Origin of the sequence: Cutibacterium nasicola, from assembly GCF_051303185.1 — a bacterium.
In the GTDB taxonomy this organism is placed as follows: domain Bacteria; phylum Actinomycetota; class Actinomycetes; order Propionibacteriales; family Propionibacteriaceae; genus Cutibacterium.
Genome location: NZ_JBPPGE010000003.1, coordinates 18,249 through 39,011 on the forward strand (window position 1 = coordinate 18,249; position 20,763 = coordinate 39,011).

The following is a 20,763-nucleotide window of genomic DNA, read 5'->3' on the forward strand; positions in this document are numbered from 1 at the left end:
AACGTCATCTGACAAGGCCCGACACCGACGTGGTGTTCCAGGGCCTTGAGCCACTCGATGATGCGTCAGGTCCCGACGACGTGTTCCATGCTTCAGTCCTGGTCCAGGCCCCAATAACATTGGGCCATGGCAGTGTTCATCGTCGAAACCCATTACGACCCCGCCCATTCCGAGGAGCGCATGGCCGCGCGCCCGGCCCACCTCGAGAATCTTGACGTGATGCGCGAGCGTGGCCAACTCGTCAACGCAGGCCCGCTGGCCGACGGCAGCGGCGCGGTCCTCATCTACACCGTGCCTGACCGTGGTGCCCTCGACCGTCTGCTTGAGGCTGACCCCTATCCCAAGACGGCTGTCCAGGTGACCTCCGTCCGTGAGTGGACGCCCAATTTCAGCTTCTGAGCCGGACCGTGGTTGACCGGCGTGGTGTCATGGAGTCATGACATCACCGAAGCTCTTCCAGCCTCTCACCCTTCGTGGACTGACGATTCGCAACCGTGCCTGGTTGCCGCCGATGTGCCAGTACGCCGTGGATTCCATGGATGGCATCCCAGGCACCTGGCATCTCGTCCACTACGGCTCGTTCGCTGTGGGTGGTTTCGGTCTCATCGTCGCCGAGGCCACCGCAGTGAATCCCGAAGGTCGCATCAGCCCTTGTGACACCGGGTTGTGGAATGACGATCAGGTAGCGGCCTGGCGCACGGTCACCGACGCCGTTCACGAGCTGGGCGGCAAGATCGCCGTGCAGCTCGGCCACGCCGGTCGCAAGGCCTCCACCGAGAAGTGGTGGCCGGGATTCCATGGTGGTGTGGTGCCTCCCGAGCGCGGCGGCTGGATTCCGGTCGGCCCGACTGACGCGCCTGCTGACGGCAAGCAGTACGTCGGTCTGCCCGTCACTGCCCTTGACGAGGACGGCATCGCGAAGGTCATCGACGACTTCCGCACCGCTGCGACACGTGCCGTGGAAGCTGGGTTCGACGCCGTCGAGATTCACAGCGCCCACGGTTACCTGCTGCACCAGTTCTACTCACCGCTGTCCAACACCCGCGCCGACGGTTGGGGCGGTGACTTCGACGGACGTGTTCGCCTGCCGTTGGAGGTCGCGAAGGCTGTGCGTGGGGCCATTCCTGAAGACATGCCCTTGCTGGCGCGCCTGTCGGTCACTGACTGGCGGGACGACGGCTGGCAGGTGAAGGACTCCGTCGAACTGTCGCGGCGCTTCGCGAAAGCCGGGGTCGATCTGCTCGACGCCTCCTCAGGAGGCAATTCGTCGGCCCCCATCCCCGTCGCCCCGGCCTACCAGGCTGACCTGGCGGCTCGGGTGCGCGCCGAGGCGGATATTCCCACAGCCACCGTCGGCATGATCTGGACCCCACAGCTGGCCGAGGAGCTGCTGGAGAAGGGCAGCGCCGACGCCATCATGGTGGGACGGGCGGCTCTACGCGACACCAACTGGCCGTTGCGTGCCGCCCATGAGCTGGGTGTTCCCAACGAGGACGCCCCATGGCATCCGGCCAGGTTCCGTGGGGCGTGGCGCTGACGCGACTGACGATCCCGTCGCCGGTCGACCGTCAGCGATTCCACTTCTTCCTGAGCCTTGCGTACTTCTTGGATCCAGGGCCGTGGATGTCAACATCGCTGAGGATGCTCGTCCCGCGCAAGGTGAGGACAGGGCCATCCAGCCCCGGCTGGGAGAGTCCGCGAACCGTGAGGTCTCCGAGCACTCGCGACATCGAGTCCTCGATGCGCACCCCGTCGGGCACCAGGAAAGTCGCGTCACACATGACGATCGTCAGGTCAATGGTGATGTGACGACTTGCCCACGGCATGGAGGTCAGGTCGAAGCACGGATCCCCCATGAACCCGGTGACGGTGGTGAGTTTGGCCATCGTCCGTCCCGAGGCCCAGACCGTGTCGCTCATGATGCAGGTCATGTGGTCAGCCTCCGGACCGGGGACGATCCGCACCGCCTCGCCGTGGCCAGGATGAGCGGGGACGGCCACACTCCCGACCGTCGCGCCAAGGTCAGAGAGCAACCCGCCCAGATCGCCATAGGTACGGGCCTGCAGAGCAGCCTCCACCCTCTCCGCATGCTCGTCGCGAGTCAGCTTTCCCAACGTCCATGCCTCGTCGAGGATGTCCGATGCCCGGGCGCGCTCGGCGTCACCAATCCGCCAGTCATCGGGAATCGTCACGTCGCAAGTCTAGGACAGCCACACACACCCAAGGCTCTCCAGGCCTCGCGTTGACTCGCCTTGATCAGCGTTCATATAGTGACAAGTGCACGTGGTTCCCGTGTTCGCACGGGCTAAGAGGGAATCCGGTGTGAATCCGGAGCTGCCCCGCAGCGGTGTACGAGAACGACCGCCGTCATCACGCACTGTGCTCCGGCATGGGAAGCGACGGCCAGTAGGCAACAAGTGCTCGTGAGCCCGAAGACCTGCCAGGTGTGGTCCCGCAACCGCGGGGCCCGGTTCGCGATCTCGCGGGAAGTATCGCAGCGTTCATGGGGACCAGTGTCCCTGCCGCATTCCGCCCGGTCGCGTGCCCACGGCATCGCACGGAGGAATTGCAATGAGCGCCGACCCCATCTCAACCATTCGCGTCCGCAAACGTGACGGATCGCTGGCTCCCTACGACGGCAACGAAGTCGCCGCGTCCATCATCGACTCAGCCCGCGGGCTCGATGATGCCGTCGCCCGGGCGACTCTGCTGCAGGCCGAGGTGGAGATCACACTCTTCGACGGCATCACCACCGATGCCCTTGACGAGGCCGTCATCCAGGTGGCTCTGGGCAATGCCAAGGACGACCCTGCCTTTGACACCATCGCCAGCCGGATCGCCGTCAAGAAGCTGTACAAGGAGGTCTTTGGCAACACCCACGACGATCTGGGTGACGTCGACCCGACACGCGTGCGCAACCTGCACCGTGCTTGTTTCCCGCGCACGATCGGAAGACTCGTCGCAGCAGGGCGCCTTGACGAGCGCCTGGGGCGAATCTTCGATCTTGACGTCCTCGCATCAGCCCTCGATCCCAGCCGTGACGACCTCATCGGATTCACTGGTGTGCGCACCGTGGTCAACCGTTACCTCTTGCGCACCCCCGACCAACGCGCCTTGGAAGTGCCCCAGTACTTCTGGATGCGTGTGGCGATGGGTCTCAGCCTCACCGAGGACGACCCCACATCCTCCGCCCTCGCCCTCTACGACTCCATGAGCAACCTACGTCACCTTGCCGCCGACTCCACCCTCGCCAACGCCGGGACGCCGTCCGCCCAGCTGTCCACCTGTTTCGTGATGCGCACCGAGGACGACCTCGAGCACATCGCCCGGACGATCCGCGACGTCATGCGGATCACCAGGGGCACCGGAGGTATTGGGCTGTCGATGTCGGACCTGCGCTGCCAAGGGTCACCGATCCGCTCCGACACCACTGCGTCAACCGGTCCGATCCCCTTCATGCACACCATCGACTCGACGCTGCGGGCAGTCTCCCGGGGAGGCAAACAGCTCGGCGCGCTGTGCTTCTACATGGAGAACTGGCACATGGACTTCCCGCAGTTCCTCGACCTGCGGCAGAACTCCGGTGACCCGTACCGACGCACTCGTACCGCCGGAACCGCGGTGTGGATCTCCGACGAGTTCATGAAGCGGGTCGCCAAGGACGAGGACTGGTACCTCTTCGACCCCGCCGAGACCCCCGATCTCACCGAGCTCACCGGGTCTGAGTTCTCGAAGAGATATGCGTACTATGTCACACAGGCCGACGCCGGGAAGATCAAGAGGTTCCATCGCACCACGGCTCGAGAACAGTTCCGGGCCATCCTGGTGAGCCTGCAGACGACGTCGCACCCGTGGCTGACGTGGAAGGACAGCGTCAACACCCGCGCGTTGAACAACAACACCGGGACGATCCACGCCTCGAATCTGTGCACCGAGATCTGCCTACCCCAAGATCGCGACCACACCTCGGTGTGCAACCTGGCGTCGGTCAACCTTGCCGGGCACCTCGTCGGGCCGCGCAAGAAGCGTCGCATCGACTGGGAGCACCTGGCCGCCACCACCCGACTGGTGATACGTCAGCTCGACGACCTCGTCGACATCACCGCTTCGGCGGCGCCGCAGGCCGAGCGATCAAACGTGGAGAACCGGGCCATCGGCCTGGGCATCATGGGGCTGACGGACATGCTCGAGCAGGTGCGGATTCCCTACGACTCCCCTAATGCCTACGACATCGTCGACCAAGTCATCGAATTCATCAGCTGGCACGCCATCGACGCCTCCGCCGATCTGGCCGCCGAGCGCGGGGCCTACCCGATGTTCGAAGGATCTGGTTGGTCGAAGGGGATGGTCCCCGTCGACACCCTCGCCCTCCTGGAGCGCGACCGTGGCATTCCCGTTGACGTCGACCGGACGACGAGGATGGACTGGGACGGGCTGCGCGCCAAGGTGAGCCGAGGAATGCGCAATGCCACCTTGCTGGCCATCGCCCCGACGGCGTCGATCGGTCTGGTCGCTGGCACGACGCCGGGCCTGGATCCGCAGTTGTCCCAGGTGCTCTCCCGAGCCACCTCAGCCGGGAAGTTCCTCGAGGTCAATCGCAACCTGGTGGCCGACCTCAAGGACCTCGGGCTGTGGGAGAAGGTGCGCGAGGAATTGCTGCGTCGTCAGGGAGATCCCAGCGGGATCCAGGCCATCCCGGCATCCTTGCGACGTTTGTACCGCACCTCCTTCACCCTGGATCCAATGGCTTGCCTCAACGTGGCCGCCAGGGCGCAGAAGTGGGTGGACCAGGCCATCAGCCGCAACATCTACCTGGCCTCCCGATCGATCGGTGACATGGAGGACCTCTACACCGCTGCGTGGCGGATGGGTGTCAAGACGACCTACGACCTCCACATGCTCCCCCGTCACACCGCCGGGCAGTCGACGACGGCGGCCAACAAAGCCACCGGGCACCGCAACGGTCCTCGTCGCGGGTTCGCCACCGCAGTACGCCGCGACACCAGCACCGCGACCATCGAAAGGCCCCGGTCCGAGGCACTCGATGCCGAACCAGTCGTGGCCCTCGACCTCATCAACGATACCTCCTGGCCGGAAGACCACGACCAATGCCACGCACGTGGGTGATGTCACCCCCAAAGGATGCCTTGGACCTGACATCGCCCCTTGTCAGAGCCACATGACGTGGACGACCTCTTCAGCCCTCCCGGAGGCTAATGGCATCCGGTCTCTGCGAAATGCGTGACCGTCACGAGGCTCATGGTCTGTCTGACCTGAGGCATTCTGACGGTCGTCCTCGCCGCCGTGCTGGGGATCTTCGTCACCTGGTGGGCCGGTGCCATCGCTGCGGTGGTCGGTCTGGTCTTCACCGGATGGCATTTTTCGCGGATACCGGCCGTCGCTGCGAATACGCAAGGTGAGGGGGCCTGCAGGCCTTGTCTGCGCACCTCAATGCCATGCAGAGTCACCTCGGCACAGCGCTGGTGGCTGGGAACGTCACCTCCCAAGAGGGACTGCACGTTCGGGTTGTCCGCTGCCGCCTCAACGTGGCAACCGCACTGACGCGCTTCACTGTCTCCCCCCCCCCGAGCTCCGCCACCACCCGTTACGCTTGCCCCCATGAGTAACGTGCTGGGTATTGACGTCGGTGGCTCCGGGATCAAGGGAGCCCCGGTTGACCTCGAAGTCGGGGATTTCGCCGAATCGCGTCTTCGCATCCCCACCCCTGAGAAGTCGTCCCCCAAGAATGTCGTCGCCGTGCTGCGCGAGATCGTCGACAACTTCGCCCCCACCATTGGCGACGGACCGGTTGGCATCTCCTTGCCCGCCCCGGCACGCCATGGTGTCATCTCCTTCATCGCCAACCTCGACCAGGGGTGGGCCGGCCTGCACGCCGAGGACTACATCAGTGATGCCCTCGGCCGCCCCGTGACCGTCCTCAACGACGCAGACGCCGCTGGCCTGGGTGAGGTCCACTACGGTGCAGCCAAGGGTGTCCCGGGCGTCGTCATCCTCACCACCCTGGGCACTGGCATCGGGTCTGCTGTCATCAACAACGGCATCCTGTTGCCGAACACCGAGCTGGGACACCTCGAGATCGACGGCCACGACGCCGAGAAACGCGCCGCCTCCTCGGTCAAGGACCGCAAGAAGATGTCCTACAAGGACTGGGCGACCAAGCGCCTGCAGCGCTACTACGAGGTCGTCGAGATGTTGTTCTCCCCCGATCTTTTCGTCGTCGGCGGCGGCGTCTCCAAGGATCACGAGAAGTTCTTCCACTACCTCAACCTGGAGACCCCGATCGTTCCGGCCCAGCTGCTCAACCGTGCCGGCATCATCGGCGCGGCATGGCAGGCCCAGTGGCGCCTGGAGCACCCCGACGTCACCGGGGAGCAGGTCGCCGAGGCTGCCAAGGAGGCCGAAAACGACGACTGAGGTCGTCTCACACCTCCCGCCGGATCACACATCCCTACTGATCGCCCGTCCATCCCGCACGGGCGATCGTCGTTCCCAGGCACCTCACCACGATGAAACCCTCGGATGACTCGGTTTTCATACTCGAGCACGATGTGCGACGACTTCACAGCGGGCAGGGTGGATGCCCACCCCACATGGAAGGACACCATGAGCACCCAGGCCCTCATCCTGACCATCATCGCCGTCGTTATTGCCCTGGTCCTCCTTGTCCCAACCCTGGTGCACAAGGTCCGCAAGGAAGGCAGGCGCCCGACCGGTTCCCCCGAACCCGTGACCAAGCAGCGTCGATTCGGAACCCTGGCGATCGATGCGGTGTGGGTTGTCGTCCTCAGCATGCTGGCACGTGGCCTGTACTTCGGCTCCGCCCTGGCCTACGAGGCCAACACCATCGACCAGAAGCCCGCGATCGAGCAGGCCATCCAGGCGGTCGGCACTGACCTCCTGATCGGCGTCAACATCGGCTACGTTCTCGTCTGCCTGCTCGGACGCCTCGGCGTCTCCCCCGGAACGAGCTCCCGGAACTTGGCCTGGGTCAACGAGAACGGTCGCCCCGCCGGACGAGGTCACACCCTCGTCATCGGTCTGGCCTTCATCCTGGCCATTCTGGGCAAGACCGTGGTCGGAGGCTTCGCGTCGATCGGCATCCTCATCCTCTTCGTCGAGGCGATCTCGGTGCTGTGGGACGAGCGCGGCATCATCGCGAAGCTCATGCACCTGCAGCTCGTCGACTCCCGCACCCTCAGCAGCTCACAGCATCTCCACTGAGGGCAGCATCCTCGCTGACGAATGAGGACGCAGATCGCCCGCCCCCATGTCAGGGGACGGGCGATCGTCATTCCCGGTCGTCGCCGGGGTACCTGCACCAGTTCAGTCCTGACGAGCCTTGGAGCGCGATGTGGATGGTACCGGTTCGCATTCCCTTGACGGTCCGTCGAGCCAGGCTCTCAAACTCGCGGTTGACGCGGTTCTCGTCCCGCGGGAGGATGCCCGGCGGCGCCCTGACCTGCCATCCTGGTCATGGCTCACAGTTGGAAGGACTCATGCTCGACAAGGCACTCATCTCAATCCTCATCGGCGCAGGCATCAGCGTCGTCACATTCGTCCCGGTGCTCATTCACCAGTTCAGGCGGTTCGGGGCGCCCTCGTTCGGACGAATGGTGTTGGTCTTCTCCAACTTCGTGTACGTCACAGCGATCATCGCCTACACGATTTTTCCGGTGCCGCCGCTGTCCGACAAGTACTGCGCCGCTCATCCGCGCTACTTCATCCTCGACCCCACCGAGTACTTCCGAGACATGGCCCACCAGTTCGCCGGCGCACCCGTCATGGAGGTGCTCACCAGCTTCTCGATGATGCAAATGGTGCTCAACGTCGCCCTCTTCGTCCCGTTGGGCTTCTATGCCGTCCGTCTTCTCCGAATGCGCCCCTGGGCCGCGATACTGCTCGGCTTCGGCACGTCCCTGTTCATCGAGCTCACGCAGTACACGGGCAACTGGTTCATCTCCAACTGTCAGTACCGCGCCGCCGACGTCAACGACCTCATCACGAATACCCTCGGTGGCATCCTCGGCGTGCTCACGACGACCTTTGCCCCACACTTCTCGCAAGCCCCGGAGCAGATGGAGAAACAGGCCAACGAGCCGCGTGAGGTGACCAAGGGACGACGATTTCTCGCCCTCCTCATTGACGCCTGGTGGGTGGCCATCATCGACCTCGTCGCCCTGGCCGTGGCAGTCGCGATCGAGATGACCATGTTGTACAACAACCCCGAGAGCAAGACGGCGATCGGGGACTTCATGGAGACCTACGGGACACCGCTGCTCATGGCGATCAACCTCGTCTACGTCATCGTCGCCATGGCGGGGCGCCTCGGGGTCTCCCCCGGAATGGGAACGGCCCACCTTGTCTGGACGAACACCCTGGGGTTGCCCGCAGGTCGACGCCACAGCCTCGTCGTCGGTGTGGCCTTCATGTGCTCCCAGCTCGCCAACACCAGATTCAGCATCCTGGCAAGCATCGGAACAACCGTCCTGGTCGTCGAGGCCATCTCGGTGTTGTTCACTGCGCGTGGCCTGATCGGAAAGATCATGAGACTCAACCTCGTCGACGCCCGAACCATCGAGGAACGTCCATAATTGTCACGAGTGCCGCAGACATCCACGTCTGCGGCACTCGTGCGTGAACTGATCAGTGAAGCTCGACGTCTCCGGGTGAGTCAGAGACGATCGCCGTCCCACAGGTGCCGTCAACAAGCCCGCGAATGTCCTCGAGGGAGCCAATGACGGCACGCTTTCCGGTAGCCAGGGCGAAATTGCAGGCTGCCCGTACCTTCGGCCCCATCGACCCCGCCGCAAACTCCGCGTTGAGGGCATCCTCGGCGCGCATCTCCTTGATGAACTTCTGGTCGGGAGTGCCCCAATTCTCGTAGACGCCGTCAACGTCCGTGGCGATGACGAGAAGATCAGCCTCCGCCCGTACCGCCAACTCAGCCGAAGCCAAGTCCTTGTCGATAACAGCCTCAACACCGTGAAGGCTGCCCTCATTGTCGAAGACGCAGGGAATGCCACCGCCACCAGCACACACGACGAGGACACCGGAATCGACCAGCTGACGGATGGCCTTCTGCTCGACAATGTTGCGCGGCTGCGGGGAGGCCACCACCCGGCGGAAATACTCACCGTCAGCGGCGATGGACCACCCCTTCTCAGCAGCCAACCTCTCCGCGGTCTCCCGATCGTAGACCGGGCCGATCGGCTTGGTGGGATTGTCGAATGCAGGATCATCGGCGTCAACGACCGTCATCGTGATCATGGTGACGATCTGTTGCTCCTTGGGCATGACATTACCCAGCTCCTGCTCGATCATGTAGCCGATCATGGCCTGAGACTCAGCCCCCAGCACATCCAGCGGATAGATGCCGACTTCCTCGTACGCCGTCGACTGCAAGGCCAGCAGACCCACCTGCGGACCATTGCCGTGGGCCACGACGACTTGATGGTCGACGGCGACCTCCTTGATCCGCTCGGCCGCGATCCTCACATTGGCACGCTGGTTCTCCGCCGTCATCGGTTGACCGCGTCGCAGCAGAGCGTTACCGCCCAATGCAACCAAAATCCTCATTGATTTTCCTCCAGTCACTACCGTCAGGCCAGCGACGCGACCATGACCGCCTTGATGGTGTGCATGCGGTTCTCGGCCTGGTCGAAGGCGATGCATGCCGGGGACTCGAAGACCGACTCGGTGACCTCGATGCCATTGGCCAGCTGCGGGTAGGTCTCAGCGATTTCGGCACCCACCGTCGTCTCACTGTTGTGGAATGCCGGCAGACAGTGCATGACCTTGACGCGTGGGTTGTTGGCAGCCGCGACGAGGTCATCGTTGATCTGGAACGGCATGAGGGTGTCAACCCTCTCCCCCCAACTCTCCACCGGCTCGCCCATCGACACCCACACATCGGTGTGAATAAAGTCCACGTCACGGACGGCTTCCTCAGCAGATGCCGTGACGAGCACCTTGCCACCGGACTCCTCAGCCCACTCCTGGCACTGCTCGACGAGTTCCGAGTCAGGCTGCAGACCCTCCGGGGCTCCGATCCTGACGTCCATGCCGAGCTTGGCGCCCAGCAACAAAAGGGAACGGCCCATGTTGTTGCGGCCGTCACCGACGTAGGCGAACTTGATCTGATGGAAGGGCTTGTGAGCGTGCTCCAGCATGGTCAGGGCGTCGGCGAGCATCTGAGTGGGGTGGAACTCGTCGGTCAGGCCGTTGAAGACGGGGACGCCAGCGTACTCGGCCAACTCCTCCACGACGGATTGGTGGAATCCGCGGTACTCGATGCCGTCATACATGCGTCCCAGCACTCGGGCAGTGTCCTTCATGGACTCCTTGTGACCGATGTGGGATCCGCTCGGGCCGAGGTACGTCACATGCGCACCCTGATCATGGGCCGCCACCTCGAACGCACACCGAGTCCGCGTCGACGCCTTCTCGAAGATCAAAGCGATGTTCTTCCCCTCGAGCATGGGCTGCTCGGTCCCGGAGTATTTGGCCTCTTTGAGCTGCGCAGCGAGTCGGACAAGGAATTCGATCTCTTCGGTGCTGTGATGTGCCAGCGACAACAAATGACGACTCTTCAAATTGAATGCCACGACAATCCATCCTTTCCCAAACTTGTCTGAGCGGTAATTCGTCCAGACGCTGACATTGTGTTGATGCTCAGTCTAAGCCTCAATCCGATCGCGCCACGGGCAGGAGTACAAAACTCCCCAACAGTCATTATTGAGTCCGTTCCTGGGTGGGATCGAACGGCGGGACGAATGAACCACCTCCACACGCATTGGACTGCCCCGGGTTTTGATCAACTCGGTCCCGGCCAGCCAACCCACAACCGGTCCGGCGCCACCGAGACACACGGGCGGCCAATCTCTGTCATAGTTCGGGCAGGTCTCGTAATATATCTGCACCGCCCGGGCCCTCAGCTCAGCGGGATAGCGCTCGTTCGTATTGCCTGCCATGACTCCAACCTTCTCAAAGCTCAGAATCTCCGGACATCCCGGGGCGATTCATAGACCGTTAGTCGTTGTCGGGGCGAGCGAAGAACACTCCCTCCGCTGTGGTACGTATGACCCGCGCCGCCCGCACAAAATCCGGATACGAATCATATCTGCCGCGCCGCGCATAGTTCACCGCTGACACAAGAGCACGGCCGTCAAGCATCAACTCCAATTCCTCTTTCCCGCAGTTGACATACTCAGGCGAAAAAATACGACAGGCCATCTCCGCCATCGCCATGGCCACATCCTCATCGTCCTCGTCCACGGCACCCGGTAAGCTCCCCATTGCCACAAGGCGAAATAAATTCTTCCGCTTCGCATAATCATCCGCGCTGACGTCCACGCTGAGATCACCCTGCGGGGCCCAGATAGAGGTGAAGCCCGCCTTGGCCACGAGAGTTCGGACCAACTCGTGCTCGGTCACCACTGGGGTGGCCAACGCCGCCCGCTTCGAACCTGCGGTAAATCGCCATTCGCTCAACTCAGGATAAAGACCACCCACCTGGTTACACCACTCAACCACACGCGCAGCAACATCCTCCATCTCCCACGAAGACGGCCGCCAACCACACTCCAGTGACCACATCACACATCATCTCCTGCTCACAACAACGAAACTACCGAAGAAAAGGCACATGACTGATCTTAATCTCCTCAGGAATGAACTTACTCGCCACCCTAGCAGCCCCTTCTTCAGCAAATATCCAATGAATGGGCGTTGACCCCGCCGCCTCTAGCTGGCGGTCAGCAGCATCCCTGAGCGGGCCACGAGCCGTACTCCACTTCGCGGTTAGTAATTTCTCATATCCGAGCCCCTTGGCATCAAGGAGTTCTCCATTCTGGAAACCGTCAAACTCGACACCATTGACATAGTAGCCTTCAGGCCGACCCGTGATCTGCAACTCATAAGCTCGAGAATGGGCCTCAACATGGGTCTTGATATTGCCATCACGCCCCGTTCGCACTCGCTCACGGACAGCTCCACACCGGGAGGCTTCACAGTTCTCCTGCAGGAATCAGGCCTACAGATTCTCCTGCGTCTCTTCATCGAGGTAGACCGCCATCGCGGCCAGCCACGACGGGATGTCGTCGAAGGTGTCTACCAGCGAGCCTGCGTACCAGAACACGCGGCCTGGCCGCCCACGATCCGTCTCGAGGAAGAACTGATCCACGTCAGAGCGACTAGCTGCAGCCAGAAAACAGTCAGCCGGCGACGGGGTATCCGTCGCCGGCTGATTGGCCGCCTCGGCAATCATGCCCGGGCGAGAACGTAATTCAGGCCGCCCAAATAGTACGCAGTCTTGATAAAAGGAAGGCCATCCGTCAGCAAGCCGGAGAACCTCCACGTAGGCTTCGGGCACCTCTGGGTGATGACGACGGACATCCCAACACTCCGACTCACTCAAGCCAGGCCGAGGACCTTCATGCTCCCACATGGGCCGAAGATCAGACGCCGTCCACCGCTCGTTGGCGGCACACAACTGCGCCCATGCCTCACTGAGGTCCATCGAGACTACTCCCATCAAACTCAAATCCAGTCGGCTTGAATCCGGAGTTAAGCGGATTCTATTCCATACAATGAAGGACGGATACCCAAAGGATGCAGGTGCCTACCCAACCTACGCGCAGCCTGGGTGCTAGGAGGTAGTTGTGAGGATGTTGTTCAATCCATCCCAGGCGGATCCGCCAAGTCAGGTGGAGGTGCAGGTTCCGGGCGGTGTGGTCCCTCAGGGGGACATGGATCGGGTGATGGCTTTTAGCGAGGGCTTGGTCAAGGGGTGGTCGCTGGGTGGCCGCAAGATTGCCGACTGGTATCCGGGCTTTCCTCGTGGCGAGCGGGTGCGCTATGTCGGTTGCCATTTTGACGGGCTGGCCGTTGAAAGCTGGATGTGTCAGGACGTTGAGTTTGTCGATTGTGAGTTCACAAATCTGCGGGTGAAGAAGTGGGTTTTTGAGCGGGCCGCGATGCGGGGCTGCCGGGTCCAGGGAACGGCGAAGGATGTGCTGTGGTGGGGCGAGAGTTCTGCTGTCGGCGGTGGTGCGGGGGTGATCGACGGTAATGATCTCACCGAGTTGAAGTTCTCGGGGCCGTGCTCGCAGCGGGCTGGGCTGGCTGTGGTCGGTAATCGCTTCGCCGATTCGGCCTTTGTGACCGATGATCGGGCCGCTGTCGTGAAGGCTGCCGAGAAGCTACTTGCTGTCGCTGATGGGTTGGCTGAGGGCGACGCTGCGCGGTGTGAGCAGGCGTTGCGGTTTGCGCGTGAGGATCTTGCGACTGGTCAGTCGGAGTGGTTCTTCCCTGAACAGTCCGGGCGTCAGGCTGGGTGGTCCCGGCAGATGGTCGAACTCTTGCGGCGCGCCGCCGAGAGTCGGCAGTCCCCGGCTTCGCGGGCGGCCGCACGTCGCTAGTCTGCGCCATGAGCGGCAAATGGTGTTCTTCGGTCCTGGTTCCGGGATGCGAGTGCTTCGGTAGAGGAATCTTGCGGTCCGACCTGGCTAGCTGTACGGACCGGAGACGTTGATCGATGGGACCGGCATCAGCCGACCATGTGCAGGGCGATTGATTCCTTGACCTGTTCGATGAACGCCCGAGACGCGGGGCTCGGATTGAAAGAGCCCCACGCGACGTACTCGGCCCGGCAGGGGCCATCGGCCACGGGAACTGCTCGCAGCGCTGGGTTAGCCGGCACACATTCGACGGGCAGCAGGCAGACGCCCAACCCACGTTCGACGAGGGCGAGCATGAACTCGGTCGACATCGCCTCGAAGCCCACGCGGCGCTGAAGGCCTGCGGCAGCGAATGCCCGATCGCCTTGGAGTCTGCCTGGTGACCCGGCCGGGAAGTCGATGAACGTCTCGTCGACCAAGTCAGCCAGGGCCAGGGTGCCCGTGTGCGCTAGCCGGTGTTGTGACGCCATGACGGCGACGAGACGCCCTCGGGCGATCTCGTGCGCGGTGAGTCCGGACGCTGGGGCGACGTCGGCGTCCACGCCGAGAAAGGCCACGTCGAGTCTCCCGCTGCCGAGGTCGCGCATGAACTCATTGCTTCCCCCGCCCCGCACGGTGAGGTCCACGTGGGGATGGCTGGCGTGGAAGGCCGCGATGATGTCGGGCACGCTGACGGCTGTGACCGTCGGGATGACACCTACCGATAGGCTTCCGCGGACCTGGCCCACGGCCTCGGCAGCGACCGCCACGGCACGGTCGGCGGCTGCGAGGCTGGCGCGTGCTTCCGTGAGGAAGGCTTCGCCGGCGGCGGTCAGCTCCACCCGACGGGATGAGCGCACGAACAGTGCCGTGCCGAGTTCCTGTTCGAGGGCCTTGATCTGGTGGCTCAGTGCTGATTGCACGACGAAGCAGCGTTCTGCTGCTCGCGTGAAGTTGCGCTCCTCGGCGATCGCCACGACGTACCTGAGCTGTTGGAGTTCCACTAAACCATGATTGCAGGTCATTGTTTGGGTGAGAACAATGTGTTGGACTCACCGCTGGTGGGCGACTGACGATGGATCGGTGAACACTTCTTCCCATGGGGCCCGCAGTTCGTTGCTGTGGACCTGTCTGACGGCGCTGGCCCCCGCTACGTGGGGGACAACGTACATCGTGACCACCCACCTCCTCCCAGCCGGACACCCCTTGTTCGCCGCGTTCATGAGGACGCTGCCGGCAGGGATCATCGCGGTGGGCCTGTCGAGGCAGCTGCCGCGCGGCTCGTGGTGGTGGAAGAGCTTCGTGTTGGGCGGTCTGAACATGGCCGCGTTCTTCCCCCTGCTGTTCTTGTCGGCGCAGCGTCTTCCGGGCGGGGTCGCGGCCACGCTGGGTGCGGTGCAGCCCATCATCGTTGCCCTGCTGGCCGTGGCTGTCCTCCACGAGCAACTCTCCGGCTGGCGCCTGGGATGGGGTGTCGTGGGTGTCGTGGGGGTGGCTCTCGTGGTCCTTGGGCCGAGCGCCGCCCTGGACCCGGTGGGTGTGGCTGCAGGACTCGGTGGCGCAGGGGCCATGGCCACGGGCGTGGTCCTGACCAAGAAGTGGAAGCTCCCCCAAGGTGTCTCGCCCATCGCATTGGCCGGTTGGCAGCTGACGGCCGCCGGCCTTCTGCTGGCGATCCCGGCGCTGCTGGTGGAGGGGCCACCGGCAGTGATTTCCGGTCGTGGCTGGCTTGGGTACGCCTGGCTCGGCCTGGTCGGGGCACTGGTCTCTTACAGCCTCTGGTTCACCGGCATCCGACGCCTGCCCGTCACGTCCACAGCCCTCCTGGGACTTCTCTCGCCGTTGGTCGCCGCCCTGCTCGGCGCCCTGATCGCGCACGAACACCTCGGAGCCGAGCAGTACCTCGGCTTCGCGATCGCCCTGGCCGCCATGGTCTGTGGCCAGCTCCCCGCACCCACCCATCGTCGAAAGGACAATTCATGAACATCACGGTTCTCGGAGCCACCGGCATGGCCGGCGCAGCGATCGCGCAGGAGGCCACACGCCGCGGCCACCACGTCACTGCCGTATCGCGGAACCCACAGGAGACCAACGACCCGCATACCACCGTCACTCGTCTCGATCTGACAGACCTCGAGGCACCCCTGCAGCCCGTCCTGAACGACGCAGACGCCGTCGTGCTCGCCGTGCGCATGGCCCCCGGCGACGAAAGCCGTGTGGCTCCGCTGACCAGCCGTGTCCTCGACCACGCCGCCGTCGCGGGGGTCCGGGTCTTGGTCGTGGGAGGAGCAGCGCCCTTGCGCTCACCTCACGATCGAGAGTTGCTCGTCCTGGACGACCCCGCCTTCGTGCCGACCCAGTGGCGTGACGTCGCGTCGGCCAGCCTCGACCAGTTCAACGCGTGTACCGAACATCCGAACCAGAACTGGATCTACCTGAGTCCGTCGGCAGTCTTCGAGCCCGGACAGGGAACCGGCGCCTATCGCCGTAGCGGTGACACGCTCCTCATCAACCACGATGGCACGTCGCGGATCACCCCTGCGGACCTGGCCCTAGCGGTGCTCGACGAGCTCGAGCAGCCCAGCGCCGTACATCACTTCACCGCCATCGAGCTGGCAAAGGGTCTGGCCTAGGGCCAGCGGTCCACAGAGGAATCCACGCTAACAACCGTGAGGGGGTCGAGCTATCGGCCCCCTCCGTCTATTCCAAGGGGACGCTCTTGCTCCACGCCAACGCAGCACTGACCCCGCGCCACCGCTTGATCGTCGGCCAGCTCGTGGTCGACCAGGGCTGGCCGATCAGCGAGGTCGCCGCCCGGTTCCAGGTTTCCTGGCCCACTGTGAAGCGCTGGGCCGACCGCTATCGCGCCGGCCAGTCGATGCAGGACCGCTCGTCACGGCCGCATCACTCGCCGAACAAGACCAACGCGAAGACGACGAAGCGCTGCATCCAGCTCCGTCTCCGTCTTCGAGAAGGACCCGTGCAGCTCGCTTGCCGGCTGGGGATCGCTCCGTCGACGGTTCACCGGATCCTCGTCGACGCGCACCTGAACCGGCTTTCGCATGTCGACCGGGCAACCGGGGAGCCGGTCCGCCGCTACGAGCACGACCACCCCGGGGCGATGCTGCACGTCGACGTGAAGAAGCTCGGCAACATCCCCGACGGCGGCGGCTGGCGCTACGTCGGCCGCCAGCAGGGCGAGAAGAACCGCGCCGCCACCCCGGGCAAGCCCAAGAACAAGTACAGCGACCCGTTGATGGGCAAGGCCTACGTCCACACCGTCATCGACGACCATTCCCGCGTCGCCTACGCCGAGATCCACGACGACGAAACCGCCCTCACCGCCACCGCGGTCCTCGTTCGGGCCGTCAAGTGGTTCAACGCACGCGGGGTGACCGTTGAGCGGGTCCTGTCCGACAACGGCGGCGCGTACCGCTCACACCTGTGGCGAGACACCTGCCACGAGCTCGGCATCCGGCACAAGCGCACCAGGCCCTATCGGCCGCAGACCAACGGGAAGATCGAACGCTTCCACCGCACCCTGGCCGACGGCTGGGCCTACGCCCGCTGCTACACCAGCGAGACCGAACGCCGCGGAGAACTCGACGGCTGGCTGCACTACTACAACCACCACCGGCCCCACACCGCTTGCGGGAACCAGCCGCCCTTCTCACGCTTGACCAACGTACCCGGTCAGTACAACTAGGTGGCTTATTGATAGCAATTACCGTCGCATTGCCGCCTGGTCCCGGAAGATCGTTGGCCGGTCGATGACCGGCTCCAACTCAGCGCTCCACAGCAAACACCCAGTCACACTCGGGCTACGCCGTCAGCCCTGCCCCCAGCCTCCTGGCAACTCGGCACCACGGCATCCGCTCAAGAAGACCTCCACCGCAGCCTTCATCTCAATAGCCGTGACACACTGCTCAGGAGCAACCTCCGAGAAAGACCCGAACTACTCACACCCCAGCTCCGCCGAGCGACGCGAAGATGGACAGGCAGCTCCCAGACTGGACCGGCTACCACCCTCGTCGCCCACTTCAACCAGAACGTAGCCGTCCCCCGGAATCTCCGCGACCGTCAGCGACCACCCCATCCGGGTCATGGCTCTCGCGACGAAGCCCTACGCAGACCAGTGACAGTACAGACCCTGGCAAGCCTCTCGCGCCTCGCGAGCCAGACCCGACAAGCGGTCTAGGAGGTCACGCCCCTCGGAGATCGCATCAGCTGGGACCATCGCTTCCTCGGCCCACTGCTCGAGAGCCGCTGCACGATCCTCGTCACTCAGCCGGACCAACGCATCAACCACACACGCCTTCACAGGAACGATCACGGCTTCCTCAAAACCGGCCACCGGCAGATCAAAAGGCTCACCCATCGCGCCGCCATCAGCCGCGTCATCAGACGCGTTCAGCAACGCCAAGACCTCTTCGCCAGCCACCACCCCGTGCTCGACGGCAGCGGCCCACGAGCCAGACACCACCCCGGGCTCCAACACCTCAGCTGCGGCCGCATCATCCGCCGCCACGAAAAAAGTCAGATCCATACCCATCTTTCACCCGTCCCTTCGACCGCCTGCCAACCCCCGACCGGGGATTAGACAAGACCCCACATCCGACGCCAACGCTTAAGCCCCAAATCGGGCCACGTCGCCGCCGAGTCAAACAACTGCTGCTGTCCGACAAGGTTCTTGTCGATGATGTCAAGAATCATCATCGCATCGTCGTCTCGGTCAGCCCGCGCACGCTCCCGCGCTTGCTCGATCGCCTGCGCGCCGTTCTCGGCATAGAAGTACCCGGGCCCCTGCGGGAGCTTCTGACGCGACAAATCGATCCCATATCGAAAGTCGCAGTCGATCATCTCTGCTTGCGAGAAATCATTGCCGAAAAATTGAAAACGCGCTGCTGAATCAAGTTCACGCGGGCGAGAAAAAAGGCAGCGGTGCAAACGTCCAGTAAACGTACCAATCAATCAGTTCACCAGACATTAGCGACCAATCCTTCAAGCGGGCGCCCGTGAAATCGCACTTCTCAAAACGAGCCACACCTCCCGGCGAAAACGTCAACCAAGCGTCCCGAAAAGAGCAACGCCGGTAAATCGTTGGCTCTGAACCACTCCCTGCGCCGAAATTCTTGCAGCGGGCACCCTCAAAGGAGCAGTCCTCTACATCAGCCGCGAGCGCCTACCACGTTCGGTTCTTCAACTCGAAAACCTCACCACGAACCAACTCCCGGCTACCAGCCGACCCAACCAGCACCCGATCAATCATGGACTCGTGCAACCCCCATACCGGTAATGACTTCTACTAACAAGACTCTATTCCCCCGAAGACCTGCACGTCGGTGGGATGCCAATGTGTCATCCATGCGAGAACACCGCGGTGATCAATCCCCTGCCGCCAGCGCATTCTTAGTACGTCCACTCACATACTCGACATAACCCGATGGCTTCTTCGACGAGACCTGTCGGAACATCCGCAATGGCACCCGACCCTCATACGCCGTCTTACCCGCATACACCCAACCGTCCTGACCCAAAGTCACAGCATTACGCGAAACAGTCCCCTGCAGTAGCGGGGACCCCTGACTGGTGACCTCCACCACATCCTCATGTCTCGGCTCACCATCGACAATCCGATCAAAAAACCACCAACGCCACCAACAACTTGCTGTGCGCCACAATCTGAGCGATCATGTACCCGCCATTGGGAACATCACGCCAATACACATCCCCATCAATGTCATCGCCCTTGTCCTTTCGACCACGACCCATCGGAGACAGCTTCGACGACGAAGCCTTCGGCGACACAGCAGGGACAGTCTCAGCCTTCACCACCGCAGGCTTACCACCCTCCTCCAACAACTCCTCAACATCACCACGCACATCAGACTCAAAAACACCCACGCCAAAAGCACCCACAAGAACCCCTCCACCACAGTGAAGCCCCTAGCGTGTCCAGAGGCTTGATTCATGCTTTCAGTCGGTGGGCTGAAGGCGATGGTAGTGCAGCTGTTCGGCCTGCGTGAGGGGGAGGTCGTCCAGTCTCCAGGAATAGCAGCCGGTTACAGAAGTCGACCCAGCGGAGGGTCACGACCTCGACCTCGCAGACATCGCGCCAGAGCCTAGACGCACACCCAGCAATAAACTCGCTCATCCACGTCATGAGCGGCCCGAGCCAGCCCAGCAAGACCCTCAACAAGTCGTACCCGATCAGCAAGCTGCAGGCCCAGATCCTGCCGCGACACCTCAGCCCATGCCGTTGCCACCTCCCCAGCCTGCGCCAGGTCTAGTCCAGCCAACGCGGAGACCAAGCCCGGGTGAACCCCCAGGACCATGCGCTCGCCATCATCAACCATCGCCACCAGGGAACCAGCGGCAGGATCCACCAGGAGCGCCGACAACTCCTCACCCGTCAACGCCGATTGCAGACATGACGCCTCCACCGCTGGATCGACACCCTTGGTCTCCACCAGACCACGCAGTTGCCCGCTGTTCATGGAGATGGGCCCCCAGGCTCGTCCAGCACCACAGCCGGGTCAACGCCTTCAGCTACCACGAAGTAATCACACAAGACACCCATCAGTGTTCTCCGCCCATCTCGGCCTCGACCGTTCGTACTAATCCCAACACTTCAGCCCAGACCTCCGGTGATGTCGAACGCAATGGCCACCCGAACCAGTCCTTCTGCCCTGAGCCAAGATGCATAGCCCACAACGACACCGACAGGTACTGTTCCGCTGCTGCGCGCAACTCCTCGGGGACCTCACCCAACCTGTCCAATGCAGCCTGAGCAACCTGAGGACCACACCCCAAGACCAACAGTGGCGCACAGCCACCGGACCCCGGAAGGACGTTGGTGGCAAGGTCCACACCCGAACGAAAGTCGACCGAACAAGGATCGACGCCCGATAGGTCGTTCCGCTCGAAACGGTTGCGGCGGTACTCAATCCCGGGTTTCGCTGCCGTGTCTCCCCAGATCACGGCGTCAGCGATAGCCCCCTCGAACCGACAATCCACTACGTCACCCTCGTCCAGCCGCCACTTCTTAATCTTGACGCTCTCAAACTCGCAGTCGACGAAGTCCATGAATGTGTGGTGCCACTCATCAATCCGGCAGTTCACAAAGCGACACCCGGAAAACACTGAACGTTCGCACCCCTGAAAGATAAATTCTTTCAGATGGGGACCAGAAAAAATACAACCATCCAGCCTGGCTCCGCGCACCGCCAATCGCCCATGAGGTGCTACATCGAAGGTCTCGTCGTTCACCGTCTGGCTCCAGACTCGGATACCAGAGTCCGTCAAA

General features: G+C 63.0%; 20 protein-coding genes, 1 pseudogene and 1 riboswitch. Of the genes and pseudogenes, 10 read left to right on the plus strand and 11 right to left on the minus strand.

What is annotated here, in order from left to right; genetic code table 11:
- Positions 1–126 precede the first annotated feature (126 nt).
- Entirely contained in the window at positions 127–399 is a 273-nt protein-coding gene (locus ACSJJT_RS05800) for a YciI family protein (RefSeq protein ID WP_435917415.1), read from the plus strand.
- 37 nt (positions 400–436) lie between these two features.
- Positions 437–1,537, plus strand: coding sequence for an NADH:flavin oxidoreductase/NADH oxidase (locus tag ACSJJT_RS05805; RefSeq protein ID WP_435917416.1), 1,101 nt, complete (start codon positions 437–439; stop codon positions 1,535–1,537).
- Positions 1,538–1,568: 31 nt separating this feature from the next.
- On the opposite strand, the gene ACSJJT_RS05810 is transcribed toward ACSJJT_RS05805, so the two are convergent.
- Positions 1,569–2,192, minus strand: coding sequence for a DUF1707 SHOCT-like domain-containing protein (locus ACSJJT_RS05810; RefSeq protein WP_435917417.1), 624 nt, complete (start codon positions 2,190–2,192; stop codon positions 1,569–1,571).
- Between the two features lie 75 nt (positions 2,193–2,267).
- Positions 2,268–2,459: riboswitch (cobalamin riboswitch) on the plus strand.
- Between the two features lie 112 nt (positions 2,460–2,571).
- Here ACSJJT_RS05810 and ACSJJT_RS05815 point away from each other — a divergent pair.
- From ACSJJT_RS05815 to ACSJJT_RS05830, 4 genes and pseudogenes are all read left to right on the plus strand, one after another.
- Positions 2,572–5,127: a ribonucleoside-diphosphate reductase subunit alpha gene (locus ACSJJT_RS05815; RefSeq protein WP_435917418.1), complete on the plus strand. Its 2,556-nt coding sequence runs from the start codon at positions 2,572–2,574 to the stop codon at positions 5,125–5,127.
- Positions 5,128–5,533: 406 nt separating this feature from the next.
- A pseudogene (ppgK, locus tag ACSJJT_RS05820) lies at positions 5,534–6,435 on the plus strand (polyphosphate--glucose phosphotransferase).
- A 189-nt stretch (positions 6,436–6,624) separates the two neighbouring features.
- Positions 6,625–7,242, plus strand: a complete 618-nt coding sequence (locus tag ACSJJT_RS05825) for an RDD family protein (RefSeq protein WP_435917683.1) — start codon at positions 6,625–6,627, stop codon at positions 7,240–7,242.
- A 275-nt stretch (positions 7,243–7,517) separates the two neighbouring features.
- Positions 7,518–8,612 (plus strand): VanZ family protein, encoded by a 1,095-nt coding sequence (locus ACSJJT_RS05830; RefSeq protein WP_435917419.1) that lies wholly within the window; start codon positions 7,518–7,520, stop codon positions 8,610–8,612.
- A gap of 52 nt (positions 8,613–8,664) precedes the next feature.
- Here the strand turns inward: ACSJJT_RS05830 and arcC are convergent, their stop codons facing one another.
- The 5 genes from arcC to ACSJJT_RS05855 form a co-directional block, all read right to left on the minus strand.
- Positions 8,665–9,597, minus strand: coding sequence for a carbamate kinase (arcC, locus tag ACSJJT_RS05835; RefSeq protein ID WP_435917420.1), 933 nt, complete (start codon positions 9,595–9,597; stop codon positions 8,665–8,667).
- A 23-nt stretch (positions 9,598–9,620) separates the two neighbouring features.
- On the minus strand, positions 9,621–10,625 hold the full coding sequence (locus tag ACSJJT_RS05840) for an ornithine carbamoyltransferase (RefSeq protein ID WP_117189735.1): 1,005 nt from the start codon (positions 10,623–10,625) through the stop codon (positions 9,621–9,623).
- Between the two features lie 424 nt (positions 10,626–11,049).
- Positions 11,050–11,616: a hypothetical protein gene (locus tag ACSJJT_RS05845; protein WP_435917684.1), complete on the minus strand. Its 567-nt coding sequence runs from the start codon at positions 11,614–11,616 to the stop codon at positions 11,050–11,052.
- A gap of 31 nt (positions 11,617–11,647) precedes the next feature.
- Positions 11,648–11,995: a Tox-REase-5 domain-containing protein gene (locus tag ACSJJT_RS05850; RefSeq protein ID WP_435917421.1), complete on the minus strand. Its 348-nt coding sequence runs from the start codon at positions 11,993–11,995 to the stop codon at positions 11,648–11,650.
- 57 nt (positions 11,996–12,052) lie between these two features.
- Positions 12,053–12,286, minus strand: coding sequence for a hypothetical protein (locus ACSJJT_RS05855; RefSeq protein ID WP_435917422.1), 234 nt, complete (start codon positions 12,284–12,286; stop codon positions 12,053–12,055).
- A 400-nt stretch (positions 12,287–12,686) separates the two neighbouring features.
- Between ACSJJT_RS05855 and ACSJJT_RS05860 the strand changes: the two genes are divergently transcribed.
- Positions 12,687–13,439 carry a hypothetical protein gene (locus tag ACSJJT_RS05860; protein ID WP_435917685.1) on the plus strand — a complete coding sequence of 251 codons (753 nt, stop codon included), beginning with the start codon at positions 12,687–12,689 and terminating at the stop codon, positions 13,437–13,439.
- A gap of 128 nt (positions 13,440–13,567) precedes the next feature.
- On the opposite strand, the gene ACSJJT_RS05865 is transcribed toward ACSJJT_RS05860, so the two are convergent.
- Positions 13,568–14,461: a LysR family transcriptional regulator gene (locus ACSJJT_RS05865; RefSeq protein WP_031943895.1), complete on the minus strand. Its 894-nt coding sequence runs from the start codon at positions 14,459–14,461 to the stop codon at positions 13,568–13,570.
- Positions 14,462–14,498: 37 nt separating this feature from the next.
- Between ACSJJT_RS05865 and ACSJJT_RS05870 the strand changes: the two genes are divergently transcribed.
- The 3 genes from ACSJJT_RS05870 (at position 14,499) to ACSJJT_RS05880 (ending at position 17,163) form a co-directional block, all read left to right on the plus strand.
- Positions 14,499–15,440 (plus strand): EamA family transporter, encoded by a 942-nt coding sequence (locus tag ACSJJT_RS05870; protein ID WP_200869978.1) that lies wholly within the window; start codon positions 14,499–14,501, stop codon positions 15,438–15,440.
- A complete protein-coding gene (locus ACSJJT_RS05875) occupies positions 15,437–16,090 on the plus strand; it encodes an NAD(P)-dependent oxidoreductase (protein ID WP_036316262.1) in 654 nt (217 codons plus the stop codon). Before ACSJJT_RS05870 ends, ACSJJT_RS05875 begins: the two co-directional genes overlap by 4 nt.
- 86 nt (positions 16,091–16,176) lie before the next feature.
- On the plus strand, positions 16,177–17,163 hold the full coding sequence (locus tag ACSJJT_RS05880) for an IS481 family transposase (protein WP_202726018.1): 987 nt from the start codon (positions 16,177–16,179) through the stop codon (positions 17,161–17,163).
- Between the two features lie 417 nt (positions 17,164–17,580).
- Here the strand turns inward: ACSJJT_RS05880 and ACSJJT_RS05885 are convergent, their stop codons facing one another.
- The 4 genes from ACSJJT_RS05885 to ACSJJT_RS05900 form a co-directional block, all read right to left on the minus strand.
- A complete protein-coding gene (locus ACSJJT_RS05885; protein ID WP_237721787.1) occupies positions 17,581–18,003 on the minus strand; it encodes a hypothetical protein in 423 nt (140 codons plus the stop codon).
- Between the two features lie 50 nt (positions 18,004–18,053).
- Complete coding sequence (locus tag ACSJJT_RS05890) at positions 18,054–18,428, minus strand: hypothetical protein (RefSeq protein WP_435917423.1); 375 nt, start codon at positions 18,426–18,428, stop codon at positions 18,054–18,056.
- A 1,151-nt stretch (positions 18,429–19,579) separates the two neighbouring features.
- Positions 19,580–19,954 (minus strand): hypothetical protein, encoded by a 375-nt coding sequence (locus tag ACSJJT_RS05895; RefSeq protein WP_016666307.1) that lies wholly within the window; start codon positions 19,952–19,954, stop codon positions 19,580–19,582.
- An 82-nt stretch (positions 19,955–20,036) separates the two neighbouring features.
- On the minus strand, positions 20,037–20,726 hold the full coding sequence (locus ACSJJT_RS05900) for a pentapeptide repeat-containing protein (protein WP_435917424.1): 690 nt from the start codon (positions 20,724–20,726) through the stop codon (positions 20,037–20,039).
- Between the last annotated feature and the right edge of the window lie 37 nt (positions 20,727–20,763).

Coding starts and splice junctions, on each gene's coding strand:
- ACSJJT_RS05825 (WP_435917683.1), top strand. CDS start 6,625: ATGAGCACCCAGGCCCTCATCCTGACCATCATCGCCGTCGTTATTGCC.
- ACSJJT_RS05870 (WP_200869978.1), top strand. CDS start 14,499: ATGTGTTGGACTCACCGCTGGTGGGCGACTGACGATGGATCGGTGAAC.
- ACSJJT_RS05805 (WP_435917416.1), top strand. CDS start 437: ATGACATCACCGAAGCTCTTCCAGCCTCTCACCCTTCGTGGACTGACG.
- ACSJJT_RS05895 (WP_016666307.1), bottom strand. CDS start 19,954: ATGAACAGCGGGCAACTGCGTGGTCTGGTGGAGACCAAGGGTGTCGAT.
- ACSJJT_RS05800 (WP_435917415.1), top strand. CDS start 127: ATGGCAGTGTTCATCGTCGAAACCCATTACGACCCCGCCCATTCCGAG.
- ACSJJT_RS05875 (WP_036316262.1), top strand. CDS start 15,437: ATGAACATCACGGTTCTCGGAGCCACCGGCATGGCCGGCGCAGCGATC.
- ACSJJT_RS05815 (WP_435917418.1), top strand. CDS start 2,572: ATGAGCGCCGACCCCATCTCAACCATTCGCGTCCGCAAACGTGACGGA.
- ACSJJT_RS05860 (WP_435917685.1), top strand. CDS start 12,687: ATGTTGTTCAATCCATCCCAGGCGGATCCGCCAAGTCAGGTGGAGGTG.
- arcC (WP_435917420.1), bottom strand. CDS start 9,597: ATGAGGATTTTGGTTGCATTGGGCGGTAACGCTCTGCTGCGACGCGGT.
- ACSJJT_RS05845 (WP_435917684.1), bottom strand. CDS start 11,616: ATGTGGTCACTGGAGTGTGGTTGGCGGCCGTCTTCGTGGGAGATGGAG.
- ACSJJT_RS05830 (WP_435917419.1), top strand. CDS start 7,518: ATGCTCGACAAGGCACTCATCTCAATCCTCATCGGCGCAGGCATCAGC.
- ACSJJT_RS05855 (WP_435917422.1), bottom strand. CDS start 12,286: ATGATTGCCGAGGCGGCCAATCAGCCGGCGACGGATACCCCGTCGCCG.
- ACSJJT_RS05885 (WP_237721787.1), bottom strand. CDS start 18,003: ATGGATCTGACTTTTTTCGTGGCGGCGGATGATGCGGCCGCAGCTGAG.